This is a genomic window from Streptomyces sp. cf386, assembly GCF_900103585.1.
Classification (GTDB): domain Bacteria; phylum Actinomycetota; class Actinomycetes; order Streptomycetales; family Streptomycetaceae; genus Streptomyces.
Genome location: NZ_FNHV01000024.1, coordinates 61920 through 83992, shown reverse-complemented (window position 1 = coordinate 83992; position 22073 = coordinate 61920). Strand labels below are relative to the sequence as shown.

23 protein-coding genes are annotated in these 22073 nt (G+C 71.1%); 14 read left to right on the top strand and 9 right to left on the bottom strand.

All coding sequences use genetic code 11. The features are described 5' to 3' along the window. Positions 1-10 precede the first annotated feature (10 nt). Positions 11-388 carry a YchJ family protein gene (locus BLU79_RS40520; protein WP_093911092.1) on the top strand — a complete coding sequence of 126 codons (378 nt, stop codon included), beginning with the start codon at positions 11-13 and terminating at the stop codon, positions 386-388. A gap of 41 nt (positions 389-429) precedes the next feature. On the opposite strand, the gene BLU79_RS40515 is transcribed toward BLU79_RS40520, so the two are convergent. After that, entirely contained in the window at positions 430-1131 is a 702-nt protein-coding gene (locus BLU79_RS40515) for a FadR/GntR family transcriptional regulator (RefSeq protein ID WP_093911050.1), read from the bottom strand. Between the two features lie 137 nt (positions 1132-1268). Between BLU79_RS40515 and BLU79_RS40510 the strand changes: the two genes are divergently transcribed. From BLU79_RS40510 to BLU79_RS40490, 5 genes are all read left to right on the top strand, one after another. Next, positions 1269-1787: a gluconokinase gene (locus BLU79_RS40510; protein WP_093911049.1), complete on the top strand. Its 519-nt coding sequence runs from the start codon at positions 1269-1271 to the stop codon at positions 1785-1787. 49 nt (positions 1788-1836) lie between these two features. After that, positions 1837-3234, top strand: coding sequence for a GntP family permease (locus tag BLU79_RS40505; protein WP_093911048.1), 1398 nt, complete (start codon positions 1837-1839; stop codon positions 3232-3234). A gap of 26 nt (positions 3235-3260) precedes the next feature. After that, positions 3261-4037 (top strand): SDR family oxidoreductase, encoded by a 777-nt coding sequence (locus tag BLU79_RS40500; protein WP_093911047.1) that lies wholly within the window; start codon positions 3261-3263, stop codon positions 4035-4037. 14 nt (positions 4038-4051) lie between these two features. Further along, positions 4052-5086, top strand: coding sequence for an L-idonate 5-dehydrogenase (locus tag BLU79_RS40495; RefSeq protein WP_093911046.1), 1035 nt, complete (start codon positions 4052-4054; stop codon positions 5084-5086). Between the two features lie 171 nt (positions 5087-5257). Further along, a complete protein-coding gene (locus BLU79_RS40490) occupies positions 5258-6373 on the top strand; it encodes a hypothetical protein (RefSeq protein ID WP_143052562.1) in 1116 nt (371 codons plus the stop codon). On the opposite strand, the gene BLU79_RS40485 is transcribed toward BLU79_RS40490, so the two are convergent. The 4 genes from BLU79_RS40485 to BLU79_RS40470 form a co-directional block, all read right to left on the bottom strand. Further along, positions 6284-6907, bottom strand: coding sequence for a cytochrome b/b6 domain-containing protein (locus BLU79_RS40485; RefSeq protein WP_093911044.1), 624 nt, complete (start codon positions 6905-6907; stop codon positions 6284-6286). The two genes, BLU79_RS40490 and BLU79_RS40485, sit on opposite strands and share 90 nt — an antisense overlap. Next, complete coding sequence (locus tag BLU79_RS40480; protein ID WP_093911043.1) at positions 6891-7640, bottom strand: molybdopterin-dependent oxidoreductase; 750 nt, start codon at positions 7638-7640, stop codon at positions 6891-6893. Before BLU79_RS40480 ends, BLU79_RS40485 begins: the two co-directional genes overlap by 17 nt. Positions 7641-7807: 167 nt before the next feature. Continuing rightward, the gene (locus BLU79_RS40475) at positions 7808-9355 is read right to left on the bottom strand and encodes an APC family permease (protein ID WP_093911042.1); all 1548 of its coding nucleotides are present in this window, start codon (positions 9353-9355) and stop codon (positions 7808-7810) included. 286 nt (positions 9356-9641) lie between these two features. After that, entirely contained in the window at positions 9642-10592 is a 951-nt protein-coding gene (locus tag BLU79_RS40470) for a hypothetical protein (protein ID WP_093911041.1), read from the bottom strand. A 306-nt stretch (positions 10593-10898) separates the two neighbouring features. On the opposite strand from BLU79_RS40470, the gene BLU79_RS40465 reads away from it, so the two are divergent. From BLU79_RS40465 to BLU79_RS40450, 4 genes are all read left to right on the top strand, one after another. Then, complete coding sequence (locus BLU79_RS40465; RefSeq protein ID WP_093911091.1) at positions 10899-11795, top strand: DMT family transporter; 897 nt, start codon at positions 10899-10901, stop codon at positions 11793-11795. 60 nt (positions 11796-11855) lie between these two features. Beyond that, the gene (locus BLU79_RS40460; RefSeq protein WP_093911040.1) at positions 11856-12371 is read left to right on the top strand and encodes an NUDIX hydrolase; all 516 of its coding nucleotides are present in this window, start codon (positions 11856-11858) and stop codon (positions 12369-12371) included. A 68-nt stretch (positions 12372-12439) separates the two neighbouring features. Then, complete coding sequence (locus tag BLU79_RS40455; RefSeq protein ID WP_093911039.1) at positions 12440-12832, top strand: YidH family protein; 393 nt, start codon at positions 12440-12442, stop codon at positions 12830-12832. After that, positions 12829-13158, top strand: coding sequence for a DUF202 domain-containing protein (locus tag BLU79_RS40450; protein ID WP_093911038.1), 330 nt, complete (start codon positions 12829-12831; stop codon positions 13156-13158). Before BLU79_RS40455 ends, BLU79_RS40450 begins: the two co-directional genes overlap by 4 nt. Before the next feature lie 419 nt (positions 13159-13577). Here the strand turns inward: BLU79_RS40450 and BLU79_RS40445 are convergent, their stop codons facing one another. Continuing rightward, complete coding sequence (locus tag BLU79_RS40445; protein WP_093911037.1) at positions 13578-14558, bottom strand: NADP-dependent oxidoreductase; 981 nt, start codon at positions 14556-14558, stop codon at positions 13578-13580. Positions 14559-14669: 111 nt separating this feature from the next. On the opposite strand from BLU79_RS40445, the gene BLU79_RS40440 reads away from it, so the two are divergent. The 3 genes from BLU79_RS40440 to BLU79_RS40430 all read left to right on the top strand — a co-directional run bounded on the left by BLU79_RS40440 (position 14670) and on the right by BLU79_RS40430 (position 17457). Then, the gene (locus tag BLU79_RS40440; RefSeq protein WP_093911036.1) at positions 14670-14966 is read left to right on the top strand and encodes a hypothetical protein; all 297 of its coding nucleotides are present in this window, start codon (positions 14670-14672) and stop codon (positions 14964-14966) included. 236 nt (positions 14967-15202) lie between these two features. Further along, positions 15203-16237 (top strand): phosphotransferase family protein, encoded by a 1035-nt coding sequence (locus BLU79_RS40435; RefSeq protein ID WP_093911035.1) that lies wholly within the window; start codon positions 15203-15205, stop codon positions 16235-16237. Positions 16238-16242: 5 nt separating this feature from the next. Next, entirely contained in the window at positions 16243-17457 is a 1215-nt protein-coding gene (locus BLU79_RS40430; RefSeq protein WP_093911034.1) for an acyl-CoA dehydrogenase family protein, read from the top strand. 84 nt (positions 17458-17541) lie between these two features. Here the strand turns inward: BLU79_RS40430 and BLU79_RS40425 are convergent, their stop codons facing one another. Genes BLU79_RS40425 through BLU79_RS40415 form a run of 3 tightly spaced genes read right to left on the bottom strand, consistent with a single transcriptional unit; the run spans position 17542 to position 20612 of the window. Beyond that, a complete protein-coding gene (locus BLU79_RS40425; RefSeq protein WP_093911033.1) occupies positions 17542-18135 on the bottom strand; it encodes a TetR/AcrR family transcriptional regulator in 594 nt (197 codons plus the stop codon). Between the two features lie 39 nt (positions 18136-18174). Next, positions 18175-19842, bottom strand: a complete 1668-nt coding sequence (locus BLU79_RS40420) for a class I adenylate-forming enzyme family protein (protein WP_093911032.1) — start codon at positions 19840-19842, stop codon at positions 18175-18177. After that, positions 19839-20612, bottom strand: a complete 774-nt coding sequence (locus tag BLU79_RS40415; protein ID WP_093911031.1) for an SDR family oxidoreductase — start codon at positions 20610-20612, stop codon at positions 19839-19841. The genes BLU79_RS40420 and BLU79_RS40415 overlap by 4 nt, the downstream gene beginning before the upstream one ends. A gap of 187 nt (positions 20613-20799) precedes the next feature. On the opposite strand from BLU79_RS40415, the gene BLU79_RS40410 reads away from it, so the two are divergent. After that, the gene (locus tag BLU79_RS40410; protein ID WP_093911030.1) at positions 20800-22032 is read left to right on the top strand and encodes an exo-beta-N-acetylmuramidase NamZ family protein; all 1233 of its coding nucleotides are present in this window, start codon (positions 20800-20802) and stop codon (positions 22030-22032) included. Positions 22033-22073: the final 41 nt, after the last annotated feature.

Sequence of the window (22073 nt, the reverse complement as noted above, 5' to 3'; positions counted from 1 at the left end):
AATGGCGGGCATGACCTCGCGTTCCTGCCCTTGTGGGCTGCCCAAGGCGTACGACGGCTGCTGCGGCCGTTTTCACGGCGGCTCCGCTGCCGCGCCGACCGCCGAGGCGCTGATGCGGTCGCGGTACAGCGCCTTCGTCAAGGGTGATGTGGCGTATCTGCTGCGGACCTGGCATCCGCGGACGCGGCCGGGGCGGCTTGAGCTCGATGCGGGGATGCGGTGGACCGGGCTGGAGATCCTGGACACGAGTGACGGGTCCGCTTTTCATGCCACGGGGACCGTGACCTTCCGGGCTTCCTACCGGGGCGGCTCGCTGCATGAGCGGAGCAGGTTCGAGCGGGTCGACGGGGCGTGGGTGTACGTCGACGGGGAGTTCCTCGACCAGTAGGCAGCAGGTCTCTCGACCAGTAGGCAGCAGGTCCAGGGCGTCTACGGCGCCAGGATGTCCAGCTCCTGAAGGGCCCCGACCGTGATCTCGCGGGTCAGGTGCTCCGCGCGCACCGCGTCGCCCGCGCGGACCGCCTCCGCGACCTGGACGTGCAGCGTCACGGCGGCCGGGTCGGGGTCCTCGAACATGACCTCGTGGTGGGTGCGGCCCGCGAGGACCTCGGCGACGACGTCTCCCAGGCGGGCGAACATCTCGTTGCCGGAGGCGTTCAGGATGGCGCGGTGGAAGGCGATGTCATGGATGAGATAGCCCTCCAGCTGGTGGCCGCGTGAGTGGGCGACCATGCCGAGGGCGCACTCGGTGAGTCGGGCGCACTGGTCGGCGGTGGCGTGCTTCGCCGCGAGGCCCGCGGCGGCCGGCTCGATCGCCGAGCGCAGGACGGTGAGTGAGCGCAGCTGCTGGGGGCGGTCGGCGCCGGCCAGGCGCCAGCGGATGACCTGGGGGTCGTAGACGTTCCACTCGGACTTGGGGCGGACCGTCACGCCCACGCGGCGGCGGGACTCGACCAGGTGCATGGACTCCAGGACGCGAACGGCCTCGCGCATCACCGAGCGCGACACCTCGAAGCGCTGCGCCAGCTCGTCCGTGCGCAGGACGCTGCCCGGCGGGTACTCACCCGCCGTGATCGCGGGGCCGAGGGTTTCCAGTACTTGGCCGTGCAGACCCCGGCCCGGAGTGGTCATGTACTCAGCGTACGGGGTGGATCACGGCCTCAAAAAGTCAGACTTATTCGTCACAGGCTCTTGAATTCGTCGTACCTAATGAGTTTCAGTTGCGTCGACATCACGTGTCGACGAGGACAGCAGACAGTGAGGCAGCGATGAGTACCCCCCATGTCGTCGTGGTCATGGGCGTCGCGGGCACCGGGAAGACGACCATCGGTCCCCAGCTCGCGACCCGGCTCGGCGTTCCCTACGCCGAGGGCGACGACTTCCACCCGCCGGCCAACATCGCCAAGATGTCGGCCGGTACCCCGCTCGACGACGCGGACAGGTGGCCCTGGCTCGATGCCATCGGCGCCTGGGCGCACGGGCGGGCCGGGCTCGGCGGGGTGGTCAGCTGCTCGGCGCTGAAGCGGTCGTACCGGGACCGGCTGCGGGCCGCCGCGCCGGACCTGGTGTTCGTGCACCTTGCGGGCGACCGCTCGCTCATCGAGGACCGGATGTCGCACCGGCAGGGGCACTTCATGCCCACGGCGCTCCTCGACTCCCAGTTCGCCACGCTCCAGCCGCTCCAGGCGGACGAGGCCGGAGTCGTCGTGGACGTGTCGGGCAACCCCGAGGAGATCACCGACCGGGCCGTGTCGGCCCTGACGGCGCTCCCCGAGCCGACCCCGTAACCCCCCGCACTCCTCACCCACCCCCGTATCTGCAAGGGAATACACCCCCGTGACCAGACTCAGCGTCGAGATGCTGGCAGCGGACACCGTCGAGCCCATCACCTCGGCCGGCCACGCCCAGCTGGGCATCGCCGTCCTGGCGGGCATCGCCGTCATCGTCCTGCTGATCACCCAGTTCAAGCTCCACGCCTTCCTGTCGCTGACCCTCGGGTCGCTGGCGCTCGGCGCATTCGCCGGGGCGCCGCTCGACAAGGCCATCGTCAGCTTCACCACCGGACTCGGCACCACGGTGGCCGGCGTGGGCGTGCTGATCGCGCTCGGCGCGATCCTCGGCAAGATGCTCGCCGACTCCGGCGGCGCCGACCAGATCGTCGACACCATCCTCGCGAAGGCCAGCGGACGGTCGATGCCGTGGGCGATGGTGCTGATCGCCTCGGTGATCGGGCTGCCGCTGTTCTTCGAGGTCGGCGTGGTGCTGCTGATCCCGGTCGTGCTGATGGTCGCCAAGCGGGGCAACTACTCGCTGATGCGCATCGGCATCCCCGCCCTCGCGGGTCTGTCCGTGATGCACGGCCTGGTCCCGCCGCACCCCGGTCCGCTGGTCGCGATCGACGCGATCGGCGCCAACCTCGGTGTCACGCTGGCGCTCGGCGTGCTGGTCGCGATACCTACGGTGATCATCGCCGGTCCGCTGTTCTCGCGGTACGCCGCCCGCTGGGTGGACGTCCCGGCCCCGGACCGGATGATCCCACAGCGAGTCTCGGAGGACCTGGAGAAGCGTCCCGGCTTCGGCGCCACGCTGGCCACCATCCTGCTGCCGGTCGTCCTGATGCTCTCCAAGGCGCTGGTCGACATCGTGATCGACAACCCCGAGAACACCGTGCAGCGCGTGTTCGATGTCATCGGCTCGCCGCTGATCGCGCTGCTCGTCTCCGTGCTCGTGGGCATCTTCACGCTGCTCAGGCCCGCCGGGTTCAGCAAGGAGCGCGTCTCGCCGCTCGTCGAGAAGAGCCTCGCCCCCATCGCGGGCATCCTGCTGATCGTGGGTGCGGGCGGCGGCTTCAAGCAGACGCTGATCGACACCGGTGTGGGGCAGATGGTCCTGGACATCTCCAAGGACTGGTCGATCCCGGCGCTGCTGTTGGCCTGGCTGATCGCGGTGGCGATCCGGCTCGCCACGGGTTCGGCGACGGTGGCCACCGTCTCGGCGGCCGGTCTGGTAGCCCCGCTCGCGGCCGACATGTCGACGACCCACGCGGCCCTGCTCGTTCTCGCCATCGGCGCCGGCTCGCTGTTCTTCAGCCACGTCAACGACGCCGGGTTCTGGATGGTGAAGGAGTACTTCGGCCTCAGCGTCGGCCAGAACATCAAGACCTGGTCCGTCATGGAGACGATCATCTCGGTGGTCGCCGGTGGTCTGGTCCTGCTGTTGTCCCTGGTGATCTAGCACACCCTGACGGGAGTTGTACGACGATGACGGCTCACCCTCTCTTCGACATCAGCGGCCGTACGGCCCTGGTGACCGGCTCCAGCCGGGGCATCGGCCTCGCGCTCGCCCGCGGTCTGGCCGAGGCCGGCTGCACGGTCGTCCTCAACGGACGCGACGGCGAACGGCTCACCAAGGCCGCCGCCGAACTGAACGCCGCCGAGCTGCCCGGCGAGGTCCACACGGCCGTGTTCGACGTGACCGACGGCCCCTCGGTGGCCACCGGGATCGTGGATGTCGAGGAGCGGGTGGGCCCGCTCGACATCCTGGTCAACAACGCGGGCATGCAACTGCGCGCCCCGCTGCTGGAGTTCACCGACTCCGACTGGCACCGCATCCTGAACACCAACCTCACCAGCGCGTTCCTGGTGGGTCGTGAAGCCGCCCGGCGGATGACGGAGCGCGGCCACGGGAAGATCGTCAACATCTGCTCACTGCAGAGCGAGGTGGTCCGCCCGGGCATCGCCCCCTACGCCGCCACCAAGGGCGCGCTGAAGATGCTCACCAAGGGCATGTGCGCGGACTGGGGACCGTACGGCGTCCAGGTCAACGGACTCGGTCCCGGCTACATCGAGACCGAGCTGACCCAACCTCTCGTCCAGGACGAGGAGTTCAGCGCGTGGGTGCGGCGGCGCACCCCGGCCGGGCGGTGGGGCCGTACGGAGGACCTGGTGGGCGGGGTGCTGTTCCTCGCCTCTGAGGCCGCGGACTTCGTGAGCGGACAGGTGCTGTACGTCGACGGCGGCATGACGAGCGTGCTGTGAAGGAGGCTTCGGAGATGCTTGGTTGTGTGATCCACGGTCAGGGCGACCTGCGGGTCGACGAGCTTGCGGTACCTGCGCCCGGCCCCGGGCAGGCCCTGGTGGCCGTGCGGTACGGCGGGGTCTGCGGCTCCGACCTGCACTACTGGCGGCACGGCGGGGTCGGGGACTTCCGGCTCAAGGAACCGATGGTGCTCGGGCACGAGGTCGTCGGGACGGTCGTCTCCTACGGCTCCCACGCCGACGAAGCGTCAGGACCGGCTCCCGGTACGGCTGTCGCGGTGCACCCGGCCACGCCCTGCGGGGTGTGCCCCGAGTGCGCGGACGGGCGGCGCAACGTCTGCCGGGACACCCGCTACCTCGGCAGCGCCGCCCGCTTCCCGCATGTGCAGGGCGGGTTCGCGGCCCATGTGACCGTCCCCGCAGAGCAGTTGAGGGCGCTTCCGGCCGGGCTCGAACTGCGGCGGGCGGCACTCGCCGAGCCGCTGTCCGTCGCGCTGCACGCGGTGCGGCGAGCCGGGGAGGTGGCCGGGAAGCACGTCCTCGTCACCGGTGCCGGGCCCATCGGGTGTCTGGTGGTCGCGGCGGCCAAGGCGGCCGGCGCGGCACGCGTGACGGTGACGGACCTGCTGCCGGCGGCCCTGGAGTACGCGCGGATCGCCGGCGCCGACACCCTCGTACGGGCCGACGATCCGGACGATGCCGGGTGGCCTGCCGAGGTGGACGTGGCGATCGAGGCGTCGGGCGTCGCGGCGGGGCTGGACACCTGTCTGCGGCTCGTGCGGCGCGGGGGTGTCGTGGTGCAGCTCGGGATGCTGCCGCCGGGGCAGAGCCCGTTCGCCGGGAACCTCGTCGTGAGCCGGGAGATCGAGCTGCGCGGGGCGTTCCGCTTCGACACGGAGTTCGACGACGCGCTGGAACTGCTCGCCGCCGAGGCGTCGTTCGACGGGCTGGTCAGTGCGGTGGTTCCGGTGCGGGAGGCCGAGTCGGCGTTCGCACTCGCGGCGGACCGGAGCACGTCCTGCAAGGTCCTGCTGGACTTCGGAGGCTGAACGGCCGCTGATCCACTGGGATTCCGGTTCGGCGGGATCGGAGCCCGGTGTGCCCGAACTCGCACCGCCGATCACAGGAAGCGGCTTCCCCGAGGGGGCCGCGAGCCCGATGATGAGGGGACCCCCGGAGGCTGCCGCTGCCGCCCGGGGGCCGGAACATCGGGGGGCGTCATGGCGGTTTCCCTCGGGATGCGTGTCTCGGGGCTGCTCGTCGTAGGGGCGGTGGCGGTGGCAGCCGCGGCCTTCACCAGTGACGGGGGCGGTTCGGCGGACGGCAGGGGCGGCGGGGGCACCGTCGTCACCGCGGGGCCCTCCGACGGCGTCCGGAGTCTCCTTCCCGGACCGTCGGTCGGCTCCGCTCCTCCGGTTCGGCCGTCACCCGACGGCCACATCGGCGCGCCCGCGGTCATAGGCACACCCCGTACGTCCCAGGGCGAACCGCCGGGCGAGCGCCCCACCCCCTCCTCCCCCAGCCCCACCATGAGCCAGAAGCTCCTCGAAGTCCCCGCCTGGCTCCCGCCCGGCCCCGACTCACCGAACACCGACGGCACTCCCGACCCGTCGAGCGTCTACGACCTGCTCCGCACCCCCACCGAATGCCGCAACGCCCTGAGCGCGATCCCCTCGACGCCGGCCGACGCGGAGTGGACGCTGCTGCGCGGGCTGGCCACCGCCTGTCTGGCCGTGCAGGGCGAGGGCGGCAGCTGGCAGCAGGCGGTCCGGGACCATGCCGCGATGGCGGACCGGGCCGACACCTGCAAGGGGCGTGCCGCCTACGCCGTCCTGGGCGGGCTGCTCGACTTCCATCGACGGCATCCCGGCGCCACGGTCCGGCTGAAGCCGACGTCGAGCGGCACGACCGCCGCCTGCGGTTACCGGATCGCGGGGGTGGACACGGGAGGTGACGGGCAGGCTCGGCCGGGCGAGACGATCGGGATCGAGCTGGCGGATGTGTACTTCGACCCCGCGGAGCTGGTGCGGGACGGGGTGGTGAGCATCGGCGGGCAGGAAGTCCCCTGGGTGCCCACGCTGGTCGGCCGTCGTCCGGTGTTGTCCGTCGTCGTACCGGTCATGGAGCCGGGCCCCGTCGACGTGGCCCTCCGGTACACCGGCACCGAGGTCCATATGCCGACCGCCTTCACGGTCACCGCGCCGGACGTGGTGCAGGAGCCGAGCACGGGCACGGGGCCAAACACGTCACCGGCGCCACAGGGAGTGCTCCCGCTCGGCCCACTCCCGGCTCACCACCCCGGTCCGCATGCCCCGGCGGGCCTCCGGATCCCCTAGGGCCATGCCGATGTGACCGGCCAGGACGATGCCGATGGTCAGGGCCAGCCAGTCGTGGACGAAGGTCGCGCTGGTGCGCCACACCAGGGGCGTGAGATGGGTGAACCACATCATCAGGCCGGTGCCGAGCATCACCAGCGTCGCGCCGGCGATCCAGGCCGCGTAGACCTTCTGCCCGGCGTTGAACTTGCCCGCCGGACGCGAGGCGTGCCGCTTGTCGCGGCGCCTGGCGGCGCGCAGCCAGACGCGGTCATGCGGGCCGAAACGGTTGAGGAAGCCCAGGTCGGCGCGGAACAGCCGGGACGCGAGGCCGGCCAGGACGGGTACGGGCAGGGCGAGACCGGCCCACTCGTGGACCCGGACCACCAACTCGCGGCGACCGACGAGTTCGGCGAGCTGCGGGATGTAGAGGCAGGCCGCCGTCACCACGCACACGCCCATCAGCCCCGCCGTCAAACGGTGCACCCAACGCGTGGCCCGGCCGAAGCGCCGCACGTCGGCGGCCGAGCGGGGAGCGTCAACTCGTAGGTGCATCGTCGCGTCCGTTCGAGCGGCCGACCCAGGCGTCGACGTCGTAGCCCCGTTCCCCCCAGTAGCCGGGCTTCACGTCCTCGGTGACGGTGATGCCGGAGAGCCATTTGGCCGACTTGTAGAAGTACATGGGGGCCACATAGAGGCGGACGGGGCCGCCGTGGGCGTGGTTCAGGTCCTTGTCCTGCATGCGCAGGGCGACCAGGACGTCCGCGCGGCGGGCCTGGTCGAGGGTGAGGCTCTCGGTGTAGGTGCCGTCGAAGCAGGTGAAGCGCACCGCGCCGGCCTCCTGGCGCACTCCCGCGGCGTCGAGGAGCCGGGACAGGCGCACGCCTTCGAAGGGCGTGTCCGGCACCCGCCAGCCGGTGACGCACTGGACGTCACGCACCAGCCGGGTCTGCGGCAGGGCGCGTAGTTCGGCCAGGGTGTAGGTCCGGGGGCGGTCGACCAGGCCGTCGACCTTGAGGCCGTAGGTGGTGGCGTTCTTGCGGGGTACGGAGGAGGCGACCGAGTAGTAGCGGAAGCCGCCGCCGTTGGGCAGCAGGTCGGTCAGGCCGGTGGGGTCCTTGTCGGAGGCGCTCGCGAGGAAGGACTCCAGGCCGCGTTGCAGGGTGGGCGCGGTGACCACGCCGAGGGCGCCGAGGCCGAGGGTGCCGAGGAGGACGCGGCGGCCGATGGGTTTGCCCTTCGCCTCGGGCTGCTCCTCGCCCCGGGCTTCGGGCTGTTCCGGATTCACCTTCTCATTCGAACACCCGCGACCCGGCCGGGACCAGGGATCGCGGGTGCTCGTCAGGGTTCCGTAATCACTTCTTACGCGGCTCTCAGAAGCGGCGCCAAGAAGTGGCTGCTGGAAGCGGCTGCTCGAAGCAGCCCCCGGAAGCGGCCACGGGAAGTGCTCTTCCGCTACGGCGCCTCCGTCGCCGCCTTCTCCAGCTGGAACGCCTCATTGCCGAGGCCGATGCGGGCGTGCCGCTCGGGGGCTCGGGAGCGCAGAAGCAGGCCCTGGGCCAGGCCGACGGCCAGGGCGAGGGCGATGACGGCGGGCAGCGCCCAGCTCAGGGAGGAGTCCGGGCCGGCGCCGATCAGGACGTCGAAGTCCTTGACGGTGTACACGACGATGAAGAGCAGCGCGAGGACGGAGAGCCCGGAGGCGGCCAGCCGCCAGAACTGGGCGGCGACGGCCCCGCGGCGGACGAAGAAGACGATGACCGACACCGCGGCGGCGGCCATCAGCGCGGCGACGCCCAGCGCGCCGAGGCTGCCCATCCAGGTGAACAGGTGCAGGACCGGTGCGGTCGGGTCGCCAGTCGGCTTGTCGTCGGCGAGCGCGAAGGCGGCGACGACCACGAGGGAGATCGCGGTCTGCAGCAGCGAACCCGTGCCGGGGGCGCCGCTCGCTCCGCTGGTGCGGCCGAAGGCGCCGGGCAGCAGGCCCTCGCGGCCCATGGCGAAGGCGTAGCGGGCGACGACGTTGTGGAAGCTGAGCATCGCCGCGAACATGCCGGTCACGAACAGCACGTGCAGGACGTCGGTGAAGCCGGTGCCGAGCAGGTCCTCGGTGAGGAAGAACAGCAGCCCTGCGCTCTGCTCCTGCGCGGTGCCGACGATCGCCGAGGGGCCGGCGGCGACGGTGTACGCCCAGCAGCTGATCGTGAGGAAGACGGCGATGCCACCGATGGCCAGATACATCACGCGAGGCACGAGCACGTGCGGGCGGCTGGTCTCCTCGGCGTAGACGGGGGCCTGCTCGAAGCCGAGGAAGGCGGCGACGCAGAAGCACAGGGCGGTGCCGATGCCTGCGCCGGTGAGGGTGTCCGGGTTGAAGGCGTGCAGGGACAGGCCCTCCTTGCCGGGGTCGGCGATCGCGGCGACGTCGAAGATGACGACAAGGGCGACCTCGATGATCAGCAGGACGCCGAGCACGCGCGCGTTGAGGTCGATCTTCAGCCAGCCGAGGGCGCCGACGACGAGCACGGCCACCAGCGCCGGTATCCACCAGGCGAGCTCCGTGTCGAGGTAGGTGGCGAACAGACCGGAGACCTCGAAGCCGAAGATGCCGTAGATGCCGACCTGGAGCGCGTTGTAGGCGACGAGCGCGACCATGGCGGCGCCGGCGCCGGCCGTGCCGCCGAGGCCGCGGGAGATGTACGCGTAGAAGGCTCCGGCGTTGTGGACGTGCCGGCTCATCTCGGCGTACCCGACGCTGAAGAGGGCGAGGACGAGGCCGAGGATCACGAAGAGCAGCGGCTGCCCCAGGACACCCATCACCCCGAAGGTCGTGGGCATGACACCCGCGACGACCATCAGAGGTGCGGTCGCGGCGAGCACGGACAGCAGCAGGCCGGTCGTGCCCAGCCTGTCGGCGTGCAGAGCGCGGTCCTGTCCCTTGAACGTACTGATGCCGCCGCCGTCAGCGGTGACTCTGCTCGTGCTGGAGCTGCCCGTCGTCATCGAGAGACCGTCCTTTGTCGGGTTGGGGGTGGTGGGTGTGGGGTGGGGCGGGGCGGTGCCTTTGCGTCGGTGCTGTTGCGTCGGGTCGGGGCGTCACGCCGCGCCAGGCGCCCGCCACGTCGCGACGCTCCTGTTTCGTCGAGCCGCCGCCGTCTCGTCGAGCCGCTACCGCCTCGTCGAGTCGCCGCCGTCACGCCGCATCGGCCGCGGTTGCGTCACATCGCTCCTGTCTCGTCGGATCGGCGCCGCCTCGTCGAGTCGGTGCCGTCACGTCGGGTCGGTCCCGTCACGTCGTGCCGAGCGCGGTGTCGCGGGCCGCGCGGAAGGCGGGGTACGGGTCCTGGTCGGGGTACGACCAGGGCGACGGGGTGGCGTGTTCGCCGATGCGGTGGAACAGGGCCGCCGCCTCGGCGCCGCGGCCCTCGCAGACCTTGGCGTGGGCGAGGAAGTTCAGGTCGATCAGGCGGCGCGGGTGGCCTTCCTGCTCCCACTCCAGCCACCAGTCGAAGGCGTCCCGCATCACCTGCCGGGCTCGACGGCCGGTCCAGTGTCCGGAGGCGACCGCCTCGCGGGGCTGCTGTCCGGCCGCCGCGAGGACGCGGTAACGCTCGGCGTGGGCAATGACCGGGAGGACGGCGAGCGGGGAGTCGGCGGGGGCGTGCTCGGCGGCGTCGTTGGCGAAGTCGTAGACCTCGTGGAGCGGGTCGGGACCGGCGCCGGGGTGGCGCTCGGCGAGCCGGGCGACCATCAGGTGGTGGGCGTGGTGATGGTCGGCGTGCCGGGCGCGGACCTCGGCGAAGAGACGGCGCACCTCCTCCTCGGCGCCCAGGGTGCTCTCCAGCATGAGCAGGCCGAGCCAAGGGGTGGGATCGGCGGGTGCGAGCTCGGCGGCGGCGTGGCAGGACTCGCGGGCACGGACCGGCTTCTCCTTGCCGCGCAGGGCGCGCTGGACCTGGGCGAGGGCGAGGAGGACGGCGGCGTCGACGGCGTCGGGTTCGGCGAGCAGCCAGTCACGGGCCCAGGGGGCGCAGTACGGCTCCTGGGCGAGGACGGTGACACGGTGCCCTCTGCGGTCCCAGTCGTCGCCGGTCCGGGCGAGGAGCGAGCGGGCCGTCTGCCATCTGCCCTGGGCGAGAGCGGTGCGGGCCGCGGCGAGCTCGGCGTCGTCGAGGGCCGCGTCGAAGGCGTGAGCCGCGCGCTTTCGAGCGCGGCCGAGGGGTGGCGGAGGTGGGGACACCGTTTTGGGTTCTGTCGGGGGAAGTATGTGGACTGTCATCGCGTGATCACGCACAGCAAACCCGCAGCCAATGGTTCACGTCAAGGGCCGTCGCAGTGTTACACGCGTCAACTCCCGTTACTGATGTGACAGTTGAGGCAATCGCCACGACTGAAATGTCGGAATTGTTCAGACTGTGTGGCGTACGTCATGGCGCCGTCGCTGCGGGCACCGCACGATTACGAGACCACGTATGCCGGGCTCTGGGCCGCTACAGTCGGTCCTTACGCACCCCGTCCCCCCGGCAGGATGATCGAGGTACGCAGCGTGTCGCTTCAGATTCTGATACTCGCCGTCACCGCTGCATGCTGCCTGGGCTTCGGCTTCGTACTGCAGCAGAACGCGGCACAGAAGGCGCCGCTGAGCGACTTCTTGTCCCCGCGGATCCTCCTCGACCTGATGAAGGTGCCGCGCTGGCTGGGCGGTATCGGTCTGATGGTGGTCGGCATGGCGCTGGGCGCGATGGCGCTGGGCCAGGGCGAGATCTCCCTGGTGGAACCTCTGCTGGCGACGAACCTGCTGTTCGCGCTCATACTCTCCCGCCGCCAGACCAAGCAGCCGCTGGGCCGCCAGGGCTGGACGGGCCTCGCGCTGCTCGCGGGCGGCGTGACGGCGTTCATCGTCGCCGGACAGCCACAGGGCGGAACGGCGACCGACAGCCCCCTCCGGCACTGGCTGATCATCGGCGTCATGGTCGGACTGGCCCTGGTGCTCACGACCTACGCCAAGCGCTCGCGGCTCAGCTCGGGTCCGGCGCTGCTGGCGACCGCCGCCGGTCTCCTCTACGGCGTGCAGGACGCCCTGACGCGCATGACCGGGCAGCGTTTCGCCGAGGGCGGCATCATGGAGGTCCTCACCGGCTGGCAGCCGTACGCCGTGGTGGCGCTCGGCCTCACCGGGCTGATCCTGGTCCAGAGCGCCTTCGAGACCGCCTCCCTGCGCATGTCCCTGCCCGCCCTGACCGCGGCCCAGCCGCTGGCCGGCATCGCCTGCGGCGTGGGCTTCCTCGGCGACCGGCTCCGCACCGACGCGGGCGCGCTGGCGTGGGAAGCGGCCGGGCTCGCCGGCATCGTGGTGGGCATCATCATGCTCGGGACGCATTCGGCGATGCCGTCCGGCGTGCCCCAGCTCCGGCGGGTGGCGGCGGCTCTGCAGACGCCCTGACCGGTACACCTGACCGGTACGCCTGACTGTTGCGGGCGCCGCCCTGCTTGGATGGGCCCCATGAGCGCTGCTGACGAAATCCTCGACATCGTCGACGAGCAGGACCGGGTCATCGGCCGGTCCCCGCGCGGCGAGGCCTACGCCAAGGGGCTGCGCCACCGCTGCGTCTTCATCGAGGCACGGGATGCGCAGGGCCGCCTTTTCGTGCACCGCCGCACGCCCACCAAGCTGGTGTTTCCCTCGCGGTACGACATGTTCGTCGGCGGAGTGGTCGGCGCGGGCGAGTCGTACGACGACGCCGCCCTGCGTGAGGCGGAGGAGGAACTCGGGGTGAGCGGGCTGCCCCGCCCGGCGTACCTCTTCAAGTTCCTCTACGACGACGGCGCCGGGCAGACCTGGTGGTCGGCGGTGTACGAGGTGCGCTGCGAGCTGCCCGTGAGCCCGCAGGTGGAGGAGGTCGCGTGGCACGACTTCCTGGCCGAGGCCGAGGTGGAGCGGCGGCTGACGGAGTGGGCGTGGGTGCCGGACGGGGTCGCGGCGTACGAGCGGCTCAGGGCGTACCGGGCGGCCGGCTGACCTGCCTGCTGTGTAGCCGGGGGGGACTGACAGCGCCCCCTGACGGCCGTCCGGATAGGGTCGTTCATGTGATCGAGTTCGTACGAAACGTCCGGCTGTGGTTCGAACCTCAGCAGATCCGGCAGGAGGGCGGCACCCCCGACTACCGGTTCTCGCTGGCGAACGAGCGCACCTTCCTGGCCTGGCTGCGTACCGCGCTCGCGCTCATCGGCGGCGGGTTCGCGGTGGACCAGTTCCTGCCGGACCTGCGCTGGGGCTGGCGCGTCGGGCTGGCGCTCGCGCTGCTGGCGGCGGGCGTGCTGTGCTCGTTGCGCGCGGTCAATCACTGGGTGCGCTGCGAGCGGGCGATGCGCCGGGGCGAGGATCTGCCGGTGTCGCGGTTCCCGGCGGTGCTGAGCCTGGTGGTCGCGGTCGTGGCCGTCGCGATGGTCGTCGTCGTGCTCGTCGGGTGGGAGGGGTGAGCGCCGGGTCGGTCACGGAGCCGGTGCGGGATCCGGGGCTGCAGCCCGAGCGGACGCGTCTGGCGTGGCGGCGTACGACACTGTCCGGCACCGTGGCCGCCGTACTCGCCATGAAGACCGCACTGCACGGCGGGGTCTCGGTGCCCGGGATGATCGCCTGCGCCCTGTGCTTCGGCCTGTGGCTGGCCTTCCTGACCCTGGCCCACCGCCGCATCCACGCCCTCGCCGCGACGGCCGAGCCCCCGGCACTCCCCTCTCGGCAGGCCACGGCCACGGCCCTGGTCACCGTGGCCCTGGCCGTGTGCGGCGTCGCCCTCCTCTTCTGAGAACGGCCGCCCCCGCCACCTGCCCCGCGAGAACCCCGTGGCCCACACCACCCGATCCTCTACGACTCCCCACCCAGTGCCGTATCCACGCCCTCGCCGCGTGGACCAATCCCCCGGCACTCGCCCCGCCAGGCCACAGCCACGACCCTCCTCACCCCGGCCCGGGCCATATGCGGCGTCGCCCTCCTCCGAGAACGGCCGCCCTCGCCACTCGCCCCGTGAGAACCCCCTGGCCCACACCACCCGATCCCCGAGTACGCCCCGCCCCCCCACTCCCGGGCCCCCAAGACACCCCCCGAGGCCCACTCACCACCCGGCACCAGCAACACCCCACCCCGCACCCCCGGTCGCTGAAGGCCCCCCGGCCCACACCACCCGCCTCCCCAAGGCCCACCCCCTCCACTCACACCCCGAACGCCCTACTCCGCCCCCTGCCACAACCCCTCCGGCGCCACCGCCTCCTCCTCCGTCTCCCAGTCCACCGTCACCACGATCTTGCCCCGGGTGCGGCCCTCCTGGTTGAGGCGGTGGGCGTCCGGTGTGCGTTCCAGGGGGAACGTTTCCGAGACGTGTACGGACACCACGCCCTCCTCCGCCAGCTCGGACAGTCGCAGCAGGTCGGCGGCGTCGGGGCGGACGAAGTAGTAGCGGCCGCCGTAGTCGAAGACGTCCGGGTCGGCGATGGACGCCAGGCGGCCCTCGGGGGCCAGGAGGTTGGCCGAGGCCTTCAGTGCCTCGCCGCCGACCGTGTCGAACGCCGCGTCCACGCCCTCGGGAGCCAGGCCGCGCACCCGCTCGACCAGACCATCGCCGTACTCGACCGGCTCCCCGCCGAGGCCGCGTACGAAGTCGTGGTTGTGTGCGCTCGCCGTGCCGATGACCCGGGCGCCCAGATACCGGGCGAGCTGGACGGCGATCGAGCCCACCCCGCCGGCCGCGGCGTGCACGAGGACCGTCTCGTCGCGCTTGACCTGGAGCACCTTGGTCAGGACCTGGTACGCCGTCAGCCCCACCAGCGGCAGACCGGCCGCCTCCTCCCAGGTGAGGTTGCGGGGCTTGCGCGCGAGGGTACGGACGGGGGCCGCGACGTACTCGGCGAAGGTGCCGCGGGAGAGGAAGTCCTCGCGCACATAGCCGATGACCTCGTCGCCGACCCCGAACTCCGTGACGGACACGCCCGGTTGGACCACGACGCCGGAGACGTCCCAGCCGGGGATCACCGGGAAGACCGGCTCCAGCAGCCGGTCCATGTAGCCCTCGCGGCACTTCCAGTCGACCGGGTTGACCGCGGCCGCCCGCACCTTGACCAGCACCGAGTCGGGGCCGACCCGCGGGTCGCGCACATCCCCGTATGCGAGCTCATCGGCGCCGCCGTAGCGTGAGTAGCTGATGCCCTTCATGGGTCCGACCCTCCGGGCTGGCACGGCGCCACGCAAGCCGAATGACCTGATATGCGCCGTTCGCGTGGCAGCCTGTCGACGTCACAACCCGCACCTTCGAAGGTGAGCACCATGACCACCCTGCACGTGGAACACCCCTCCCACACGCACACCCACGGCCCCGACTGCGGGCACACCCCGGTGCCGCACGGTGACCACACCGACTACGCGCACGACGGCCACCTCCACCGTGAGCACGCGGGCCACTGGGACGAGTGCGAGACGGACGGGCACGTCGCACACGAGGGCCACACCCATCAGCACGGAGCCGACTGCGGGCACGAGAGCATCCTGCACGGCGACCACGTCGACTACGTCCACGACGGCCACCGGCACGCCGCGCACGACGGCCACTGGGACGATCACTGAGCTCGCACCACTCGCACCATTCACACCGGTCACACCCGGCCTTTATTGGCCGACATTGAGCCTTACTGGCCGAGAAGACACCACCGACAGCTCCCCGACGCATCGCGCGGGGAGCTGTCGGCCTATCGTGGCCCCGATCACGTTCGGCTCCCCCACTGGACTACATACCGACTGGTCGGCATCATGAGTCAGGTCTCGTTCACCTGCCTTCGTTCACCTGCCATTAGGAGCGATGTATGAGCCCCGACCATCCGCCCGGTCTCGATCTCGACCGGCTGCGCGGCCTGCTCGAGCGCGAGCGGCCCGGTCTGGCGCACGGTCCGCTGACCGGCCGGCTGATCGAGGGCGGACGGTCGAACCTCACCTACGCGGTGTCCGACGGCACCTCGAAGTGGGTCGTACGGCGGCCCCCGCTCGGCCATGTCCTGGCCACGGCGCACGACATGAAGCGCGAGCACCGGGTCATCAGCGCGCTCCATCCGACGAACGTCCCCGTGCCGCGGCCCGTGCTGCTGTGCGAGGACGAGGAGGTGCTGGGGTCGCCCTTCTACGTCATGGAGTTCGTCGAGGGCACCCCGTACCGCACCGCCGACCAGCTCGCCCCGCTCGGCCCGGCGCGCACCCGGGACGCGGTGCTGTCGCTGGTGGACACGCTCGTCGAGCTGCACGCGGTGGATCCCGCGGAGGTGGGGCTCGCGGACTTCGGCCGCCCCGAGGGCTTCCTGGACCGGCAACTGCGGCGCTGGGGGAAGCAGTTGGACGCCTCCCGCAACCGCGAGCTGGCCGGCATCGACGAGCTGCACGCGACGCTCGGACGGCGGCTGCCCGCCTCCCCCACCGCGGCCGTCGTGCACGGCGACTACCGGCTGGACAACGTCCTGATCGGCGACGACGACCAGATCAAGGCGATCCTCGACTGGGAGATGTCGACCCTCGGCGACCCGCTCACCGACCTCGGCCTGCTGGTGATGTACAGCATGCCGCTGGGCATGGCGGACTCCCCGGTCTCCACGACCGCCGAGGCGGCCGGGCACCCCGCCCCCACCGAACTGATCGAGCGATACGCCGCACGCTCGGGACGCGACGTCTCCGCGGTCTCCTGGTACACGGCGTTCGCCTGGTTCAAGCTCGCCGTGATCCTGGAGGGCATCCACTACCGCTACACGCTGGGCCAGACGGTCGGCCGCGGCTTCGACCGCATCGGCGACCTGGTCCCTGTCTTCATCGAGCACGGCCTGACCACTCTTCAAGACGGCATCCAGGAAGGCTGACGCACATGGACTTCGCGTTCGACGCACGCACCGAGGAGCTGCGCGGCAAGCTGCTGGCCTTCATGGACGAGTACGTCTACCCGGCCGAGGCGGTCGCGGAGGAGCAGCGGGCCGCGCTGGCGTCCCCGTGGGACACGCCGGCCGTGGTCGGGGAGCTGAAGGCGGAGGCGCGCAGGCAGGGCCTGTGGAACCTGTTCCTCCCGGACGCCGAGCACGGCGCCGGGCTCACCAACCTCCAGTACGCCCCGCTCGCCGAGATCACCGGCCGCTCCCCGCACCTGGCACCGACGGCCACGAACTGCGCGGCGCCCGACACGGGGAACATGGAGGTGCTGGCCCAGTTCGCCGACGAGCAGCAGAAGAAGCAGTGGCTGGAGCCGCTGCTGGCCGGTGAGATCCGCTCGGCGTTCGCGATGACCGAGCCGGACGTGGCCTCCTCCGACGCCACCAACATCACCACGCTGATCGAGCGGGACGGCGACGAGTACGTCATCACGGGCCGCAAGTGGTACATCTCCGGGGCGATGAACCCGGACTGCAAGATCTTCATCGTGATGGGCAAGACGGACCCGGACGGCGAGGACATCCGGCGTCAGCAGTCCATGGTGCTGGTGCCTCGTGACACCCCGGGTGTGACCGTCAAGCGCGCCATGCAGGTGTTCGGCTACGAGGACCACTCACACGGCGGTCACGCCGAGGTGATCTTCGACCACGCGCGCGTGCCGGTGTCCCACCTCATCGGTGAGGAGGGCGGCGGGTTCGCGATCGCCCAGGCACGGCTCGGCCCCGGCCGGATCCACCACTGCATGCGGCTGATCGGCATGGCCGAGCGGGCGATCGAGCTGATGTGCCGCCGGGCCGTGTCCCGTACGGCGTTCGGCAAGGCGCTGGCCCAGCAGGGCGTGGTCCACAATTGGATCGCCGACGCGCGGGTGACGGTCGAGCAGCTGCGGCTGCTGGTGCTGAAGACGGCCTGGCTGATGGACACCGTCGGCAACAAGGGCGCCCACACGGAGATCCAGTCCATCAAGATCGCCACGCCGCGTGCCGTCGTCGACATCATCGACCGGGCGATCCAGCTGCACGGCGCGGGCGGCGTCAGCCAGGACTTCCCGCTGGCCGAGCTGTACGCCAGCGCGCGGACGCTGATGATCGCCGACGGGCCGGACGAGGTGCACCAGCGGTCGCTGGCGCGGCGGGAGTTGAAGAAGTACCTGTAACGGGACGTAGGTAAGGGGCGGCCGCTCATGCGGTCGCCCCTTACTCATGCTCCGGAACGCGCCCCATGCTCCGGAATGCGGTGGTTACGGCCGCAGCGCTCGCAGCAGCAGGTCCGCCAGCTGGTCGGCGACCTCCTGGGGGCTCATCGGGCCGTCGGGCCGGTACCAGGTCGACAGATGGTGGACGGACCCGAAGTGGTAGTCCACCACCAGGTCGGCCGGGGTCGCCCTGGAGAAGACGCCCGACTCCTGGCCCTCCTCGATGAGCGCACGGAAGCGTTCGTGGTAGCGCCGGCGCTCGGCGCGCACCTGCTTGTTCTTCTCCGGGCTCAGGTGGTGCATGGAGCGGAAGAAGATCATCGCGTCGTCGAGGTTATCGATGGTCGTCACCACGACATCCGCCGCCGCGCCCCGCAGCCGCTTCTCGATGGGCTCGTCGGCGTCCGCGTAGGCGTCCAGCCGCTCCTGCTGAACGCGCAGCACGCGCGCGTACACCTCGTGCAGAAGGTCGTCCTTGGAACCGAAGTAGTGGTACAGCGCCCCCTTGGTGACGCCGGCCGCCTCCACGATCTCCTGCACCGAGGTGCGGTCGTAGCCCTGCTCGGCGAAGAGCCGGGTGGCGGCGGCGAGCAGCCGCTGGGGGACGGGCGTACCGTCTCCGTCCGTCGTCCTGGCCACTGTCCCGCCACCCGCCTTTCCGGGAATGTTGCTCGCTGTCTAGCCGTCGTTCGCGCGGGAACGAAGTTCCCGACGGAGGATCTTCCCACTAGCCGTCTTCGGCAAGTCGGGCAGGACCTCCACCTGCCGCGGATATTTGTAGGCGGCCAGTCTCTCCTTGCAGTACGCGGCGAGTGCGTCGGGGTCCGCCTCGGCACCCGGACGGAGGCTGATGTACGCCTTGACGGTCTCCCCGCGGTACCCGTCGGGCACCCCCACGACGGCCGCCTCGCGCACCGCCGGGTGCGTGTAGAGCACGTCCTCGACCTCGCGCGGCCACACCTTGAAGCCGGACGCGTTGATCATGTCCTTCTTGCGGTCGACGACGTACAGCCAGCCCTCGGCGTCCATGAAGCCGATGTCGCCGGTGCGCAGCTCGCCGTCGGGGAAGGTCTCGGCGGTGGCCTCGGGCCGCCGCCAGTATCCGGGGATGACCTGCGGCCCCCGTACGAGGATCTCGCCCTGCTCGCCGAAGGGCACCTCGGCGCCCTGGTCGTCGACGATCCGTACGACCGTCTCGGGCCCCGGGAGCCCCACGGCAAGCGTCCCGGAGACCGGGTCGACGGGGGCCTCCAGGCCGGGCGGGACGGAGGCGCAGGGGGCGGTGCACTCGGTGAGGCCGTAGCCGTTGCGGATGTACGGCCCGAAGCCGGCCCGGAACTTCTCCACCAGGGCGGGCGGCAGCGGGGCGCCGCCGGAGGAGATCATCCGGAAGGACGCGAAGTGGTCGCGGGTGACGGCCGGGTGGGCGGCCAGCGCCATGAACGCGGTCGACGGGCCGACGGTGTAGTGCGGCCCGTGCTCGGCGAACGCGTCCAGCACGACACCCGCCTCGAAGCGGTACGCCAGCACCAGCGTGCCCGCGCTGTTGAGACAGGCACCGAGCTGGCACACCATCCCGGTGATGTGGAAGAGCGGAGCCAGCGCGAAGTAGACGGGCGCCTCGGGCAGCTCCAGCCCGGTGCGCTGCCGCTCGGCGTTGTACATGATGTTGCCGTGCGTGTTGGTGGCGCCCTTGGGCGTGCCGCTGGTGCCCGAGGTGTAGCTGATCAGCGCGATGTCGGACGGGCCGAGGTTGCGTCCTTCCGGCGCCTTGTGCCCGCCGCGGGCGACCGCCGCCAGGTCGTCGGCGTCCTCGGCCTGCGGGAGCCGCTCGAAGGACAGCACGCGCGCGTCGTCGCGCGTCTGGAAATCCAACTCGCACCCGGTGAGCACGATCCGCACCGGCGAGTCGGCCGCCGTCTCGCGCAGATACGACGCCCAGGCCCGGTCGGAACAGATCAGCGCGGCCACCTCGCCGTCCCGCAGGACATGGGTGACCTCCCCCGACTTGTACATCGGGTTGACGGGCACGACGACCGCCCCCGCCTTCCAGGCGCCGAGCAGGGCGAGCACGAAGTGCGGGGAGTTCTGCAGCAGGATCGCCACCCGGTCGCCGCGCTCCAGACCGCGGGCGGCGAGGTGCCCGGCGACGGAGTCGCTGAGCTCGTCGACCTCGCGGTAGGTCAGCCGGCCGTCGAAGTAGGCGAGGAAGACGCCCTCCGGGGTGTCGGCGGCGACGCGGCGCAGGGCGTGCACGAGGGAGTCGGCGGGGGCTATCGGCGCGCGCTGGGCGTCGCTGAGCAGGGCCAGCCAGGGCTTGGCGGAGTAGCGGGAGGTGTCGGTCACAGGCTTGCCTCCCACTTCTGCTGGAGGTGGTTCATGTTGCCCAGCCAGCGGTCGGGCTCGGCGGCCCGCGCCTGGTAGTACCCGGCGACCTCGGGGTGCGGAAGGATCAGGAACCGATCCTCCTCCATCCCCTTGAACAGGGCGTCCGCCACGTCCTCCGCCGCGATGGCGGTGGGCTTCAGCACCAGGTCCCCCGCGCTGCCGGTGGCGTCCAGCATGTCGGTGCGCACACCCTGCGGGCAGATGGCGTGGACCTTCAGGCCGCGGTGCCGGTACGTCAGCGACAGGTACTCGGCGAAGGCGTACGCCCCGTGTTTGGTGACCGCGTAGGGCGCGGCGCCGATCATGGTGAGCAGCCCGGCGGCGGACACGGTGGAGACGAACCGCCCGCTGCCCCGCTCCAGCCACTGGGGAAGCAGCTCGTGGGCGGCACGCACGTGTGCCATGACGTTGACGTCCCAGGACAGCGACCAGGCCTTGTCATCGGCGAGATCGGCGAGGTCCGGCCCGCCGAAGGCGACGCCCGCGTTGGCGCAGTAGACATCGACGGTGCCGCCGAGGGCGTCCCGGGCGTCGCCGACGATGGCGGACGCGTCGCCGGGCACTGCGATGCCGCCGATCTCGCCGGCGACCGCCTCGGCCTTCCCGGCATCCAGGTCGTTGACGACGACCCGGGCCCCCTCAGCAGCAAAGCGCCGGGCAAGGGCCGCGCCGATGCCACCCCCAGCCCCGGTAACGACGACTCCGGCACCCTGAACGGCTTCCACCATCGGTCTCCTTCGACTGCGGCTCTCCTGCGAGGTCCAGACTAACCGGTCGGTATGTGACTGGGAAGGGCGGCTGCAACGCCGTCAAGGGGCGCGGGCTGCATCTATATGCGGCTCCGCCGCAGGGCGCGACAAGCCACGAATCACCCGCACCTTCCCCCCAATCTGCGGGAGCAATACCGTGCCCCCCATGCGCCTATCCAGACGAGCACTCCTCGCAGCGACAACGGCAGCAGCAGCCGTCCCTTCGGCAGCGTCGGCGTCCGAGCGCCACAGGCAATTGCGCACCGGCTTCGAGCGGCTCGCAGCCGACGGCTACTCGGTCCTCGAAGGCCAGAAGGTCGGAATCGTCACCAACCCCACCGGCGTCACCCGAGACGTCCGCCACATCGTAGACGTCATGCATGCCGACGAAAGGGTGAACCTGAGGGCCGTCTTCGGCCCAGAACACGGCTTCCGGGGCACCGCCCAGGCAGGCGGCTCCGAAGGCCGCTACGACGACCCGGCCACCGGCCTCCCGGTCTACGACACGTACCTCAAGAGCGGCCGCCCCCTCGCCGACATCTTCACCACCTCCGGCGTCGACACCGTCGTCTTCGACATCCAGGACGCGGGCGCCCGCTTCTACACCTACATCTGGACCCTCTACGACTGCATGGAGGCGGCCCAGCTGGCAGGCAAGCGCTTCGTGGTCCTCGACCGCCCGAACCCGGTGACCGGCCGAGCGGCCCAAGGCCCCGTGCTCCACAAGGAGTTCGCGACCTTCGTGGGCCGTCAGCCCATCTCGCAGGCGCACGGCATGACGGTCGCCGAGTTGGCGCGGCTGTTCAACGGGGAGTTCCTCACCACCCCGGTCTCGCTGGAGACCGTGCGGATGACGGGCTGGCGGCGGTCCGACTTCTTCGACGCCTCGGGCCTGCCCTGGGTGCCGCCGAGCCCGAACATGCCGACCCCGGACACGGCGCTGGTGTACTCCGGCACCTGTCTCTTCGAGGGCACGAACCTCTCGGAGGGACGCGGCACCACCCGCCCCTTCGAACTGCTGGGCGCGGAAAACATCGACGGACGCTGGGCGGCGACGGCGAACGAACTCGCCCTGTCCGGCGTGCACTTCAGGGAGGCGTACTTCGCGCCCACGTTCTCGAAGTTCCAGGGCAAGACCATCGGCGGCGTCCAGGTCCACGTCCACGATCGCGCGGCGTACGACCCCGTCCGTACCGGAATCGCCCTGCTGGTGACCGCCAAGAGGGCCTGGAGCGGCTTCGCCTGGCGCGCCGACAACTGGATCGACAAGCTCACCGGTTCCACCCAGGTGCGCACGATGATCGACGCGGGTGCGAGCGCCGACGAGGTGGTGGCGGGCTGGCAGCAGGAGCTGGCGGCGTTCCGGCGGATGCGCGGGGAGTACCTGCTGTACAAATAAGCGCCCCACTGATGGGTGACGACATCTGGCCTTTCCCGCCC

Excerpts from the sequence above, each read along its gene's own strand:
- BLU79_RS40510 (WP_093911049.1), top strand. The coding sequence starts at position 1,269 with ATGAGTACCCCCCATGTCGTCGTGGTCATGGGCGTCGCGGGCACCGGG.
- BLU79_RS40440 (WP_093911036.1), top strand. The coding sequence starts at position 14,670 with ATGACCACCCTGCACGTGGAACACCCCTCCCACACGCACACCCACGGC.
- BLU79_RS40460 (WP_093911040.1), top strand. The coding sequence starts at position 11,856 with ATGAGCGCTGCTGACGAAATCCTCGACATCGTCGACGAGCAGGACCGG.
- BLU79_RS40520 (WP_093911092.1), top strand. The coding sequence starts at position 11 with ATGACCTCGCGTTCCTGCCCTTGTGGGCTGCCCAAGGCGTACGACGGC.
- BLU79_RS40445 (WP_093911037.1), bottom strand. The coding sequence starts at position 14,558 with ATGAAGGGCATCAGCTACTCACGCTACGGCGGCGCCGATGAGCTCGCA.
- BLU79_RS40415 (WP_093911031.1), bottom strand. The coding sequence starts at position 20,612 with ATGGTGGAAGCCGTTCAGGGTGCCGGAGTCGTCGTTACCGGGGCTGGG.
- BLU79_RS40495 (WP_093911046.1), top strand. The coding sequence starts at position 4,052 with ATGCTTGGTTGTGTGATCCACGGTCAGGGCGACCTGCGGGTCGACGAG.
- BLU79_RS40430 (WP_093911034.1), top strand. The coding sequence starts at position 16,243 with ATGGACTTCGCGTTCGACGCACGCACCGAGGAGCTGCGCGGCAAGCTG.
- BLU79_RS40410 (WP_093911030.1), top strand. The coding sequence starts at position 20,800 with ATGCGCCTATCCAGACGAGCACTCCTCGCAGCGACAACGGCAGCAGCA.
- BLU79_RS40515 (WP_093911050.1), bottom strand. The coding sequence starts at position 1,131 with ATGACCACTCCGGGCCGGGGTCTGCACGGCCAAGTACTGGAAACCCTC.
- BLU79_RS40490 (WP_143052562.1), top strand. The coding sequence starts at position 5,258 with ATGGCGGTTTCCCTCGGGATGCGTGTCTCGGGGCTGCTCGTCGTAGGG.
- BLU79_RS40485 (WP_093911044.1), bottom strand. The coding sequence starts at position 6,907 with ATGCACCTACGAGTTGACGCTCCCCGCTCGGCCGCCGACGTGCGGCGC.
- BLU79_RS40500 (WP_093911047.1), top strand. The coding sequence starts at position 3,261 with ATGACGGCTCACCCTCTCTTCGACATCAGCGGCCGTACGGCCCTGGTG.
- BLU79_RS40435 (WP_093911035.1), top strand. The coding sequence starts at position 15,203 with ATGAGCCCCGACCATCCGCCCGGTCTCGATCTCGACCGGCTGCGCGGC.
- BLU79_RS40475 (WP_093911042.1), bottom strand. The coding sequence starts at position 9,355 with ATGACGACGGGCAGCTCCAGCACGAGCAGAGTCACCGCTGACGGCGGC.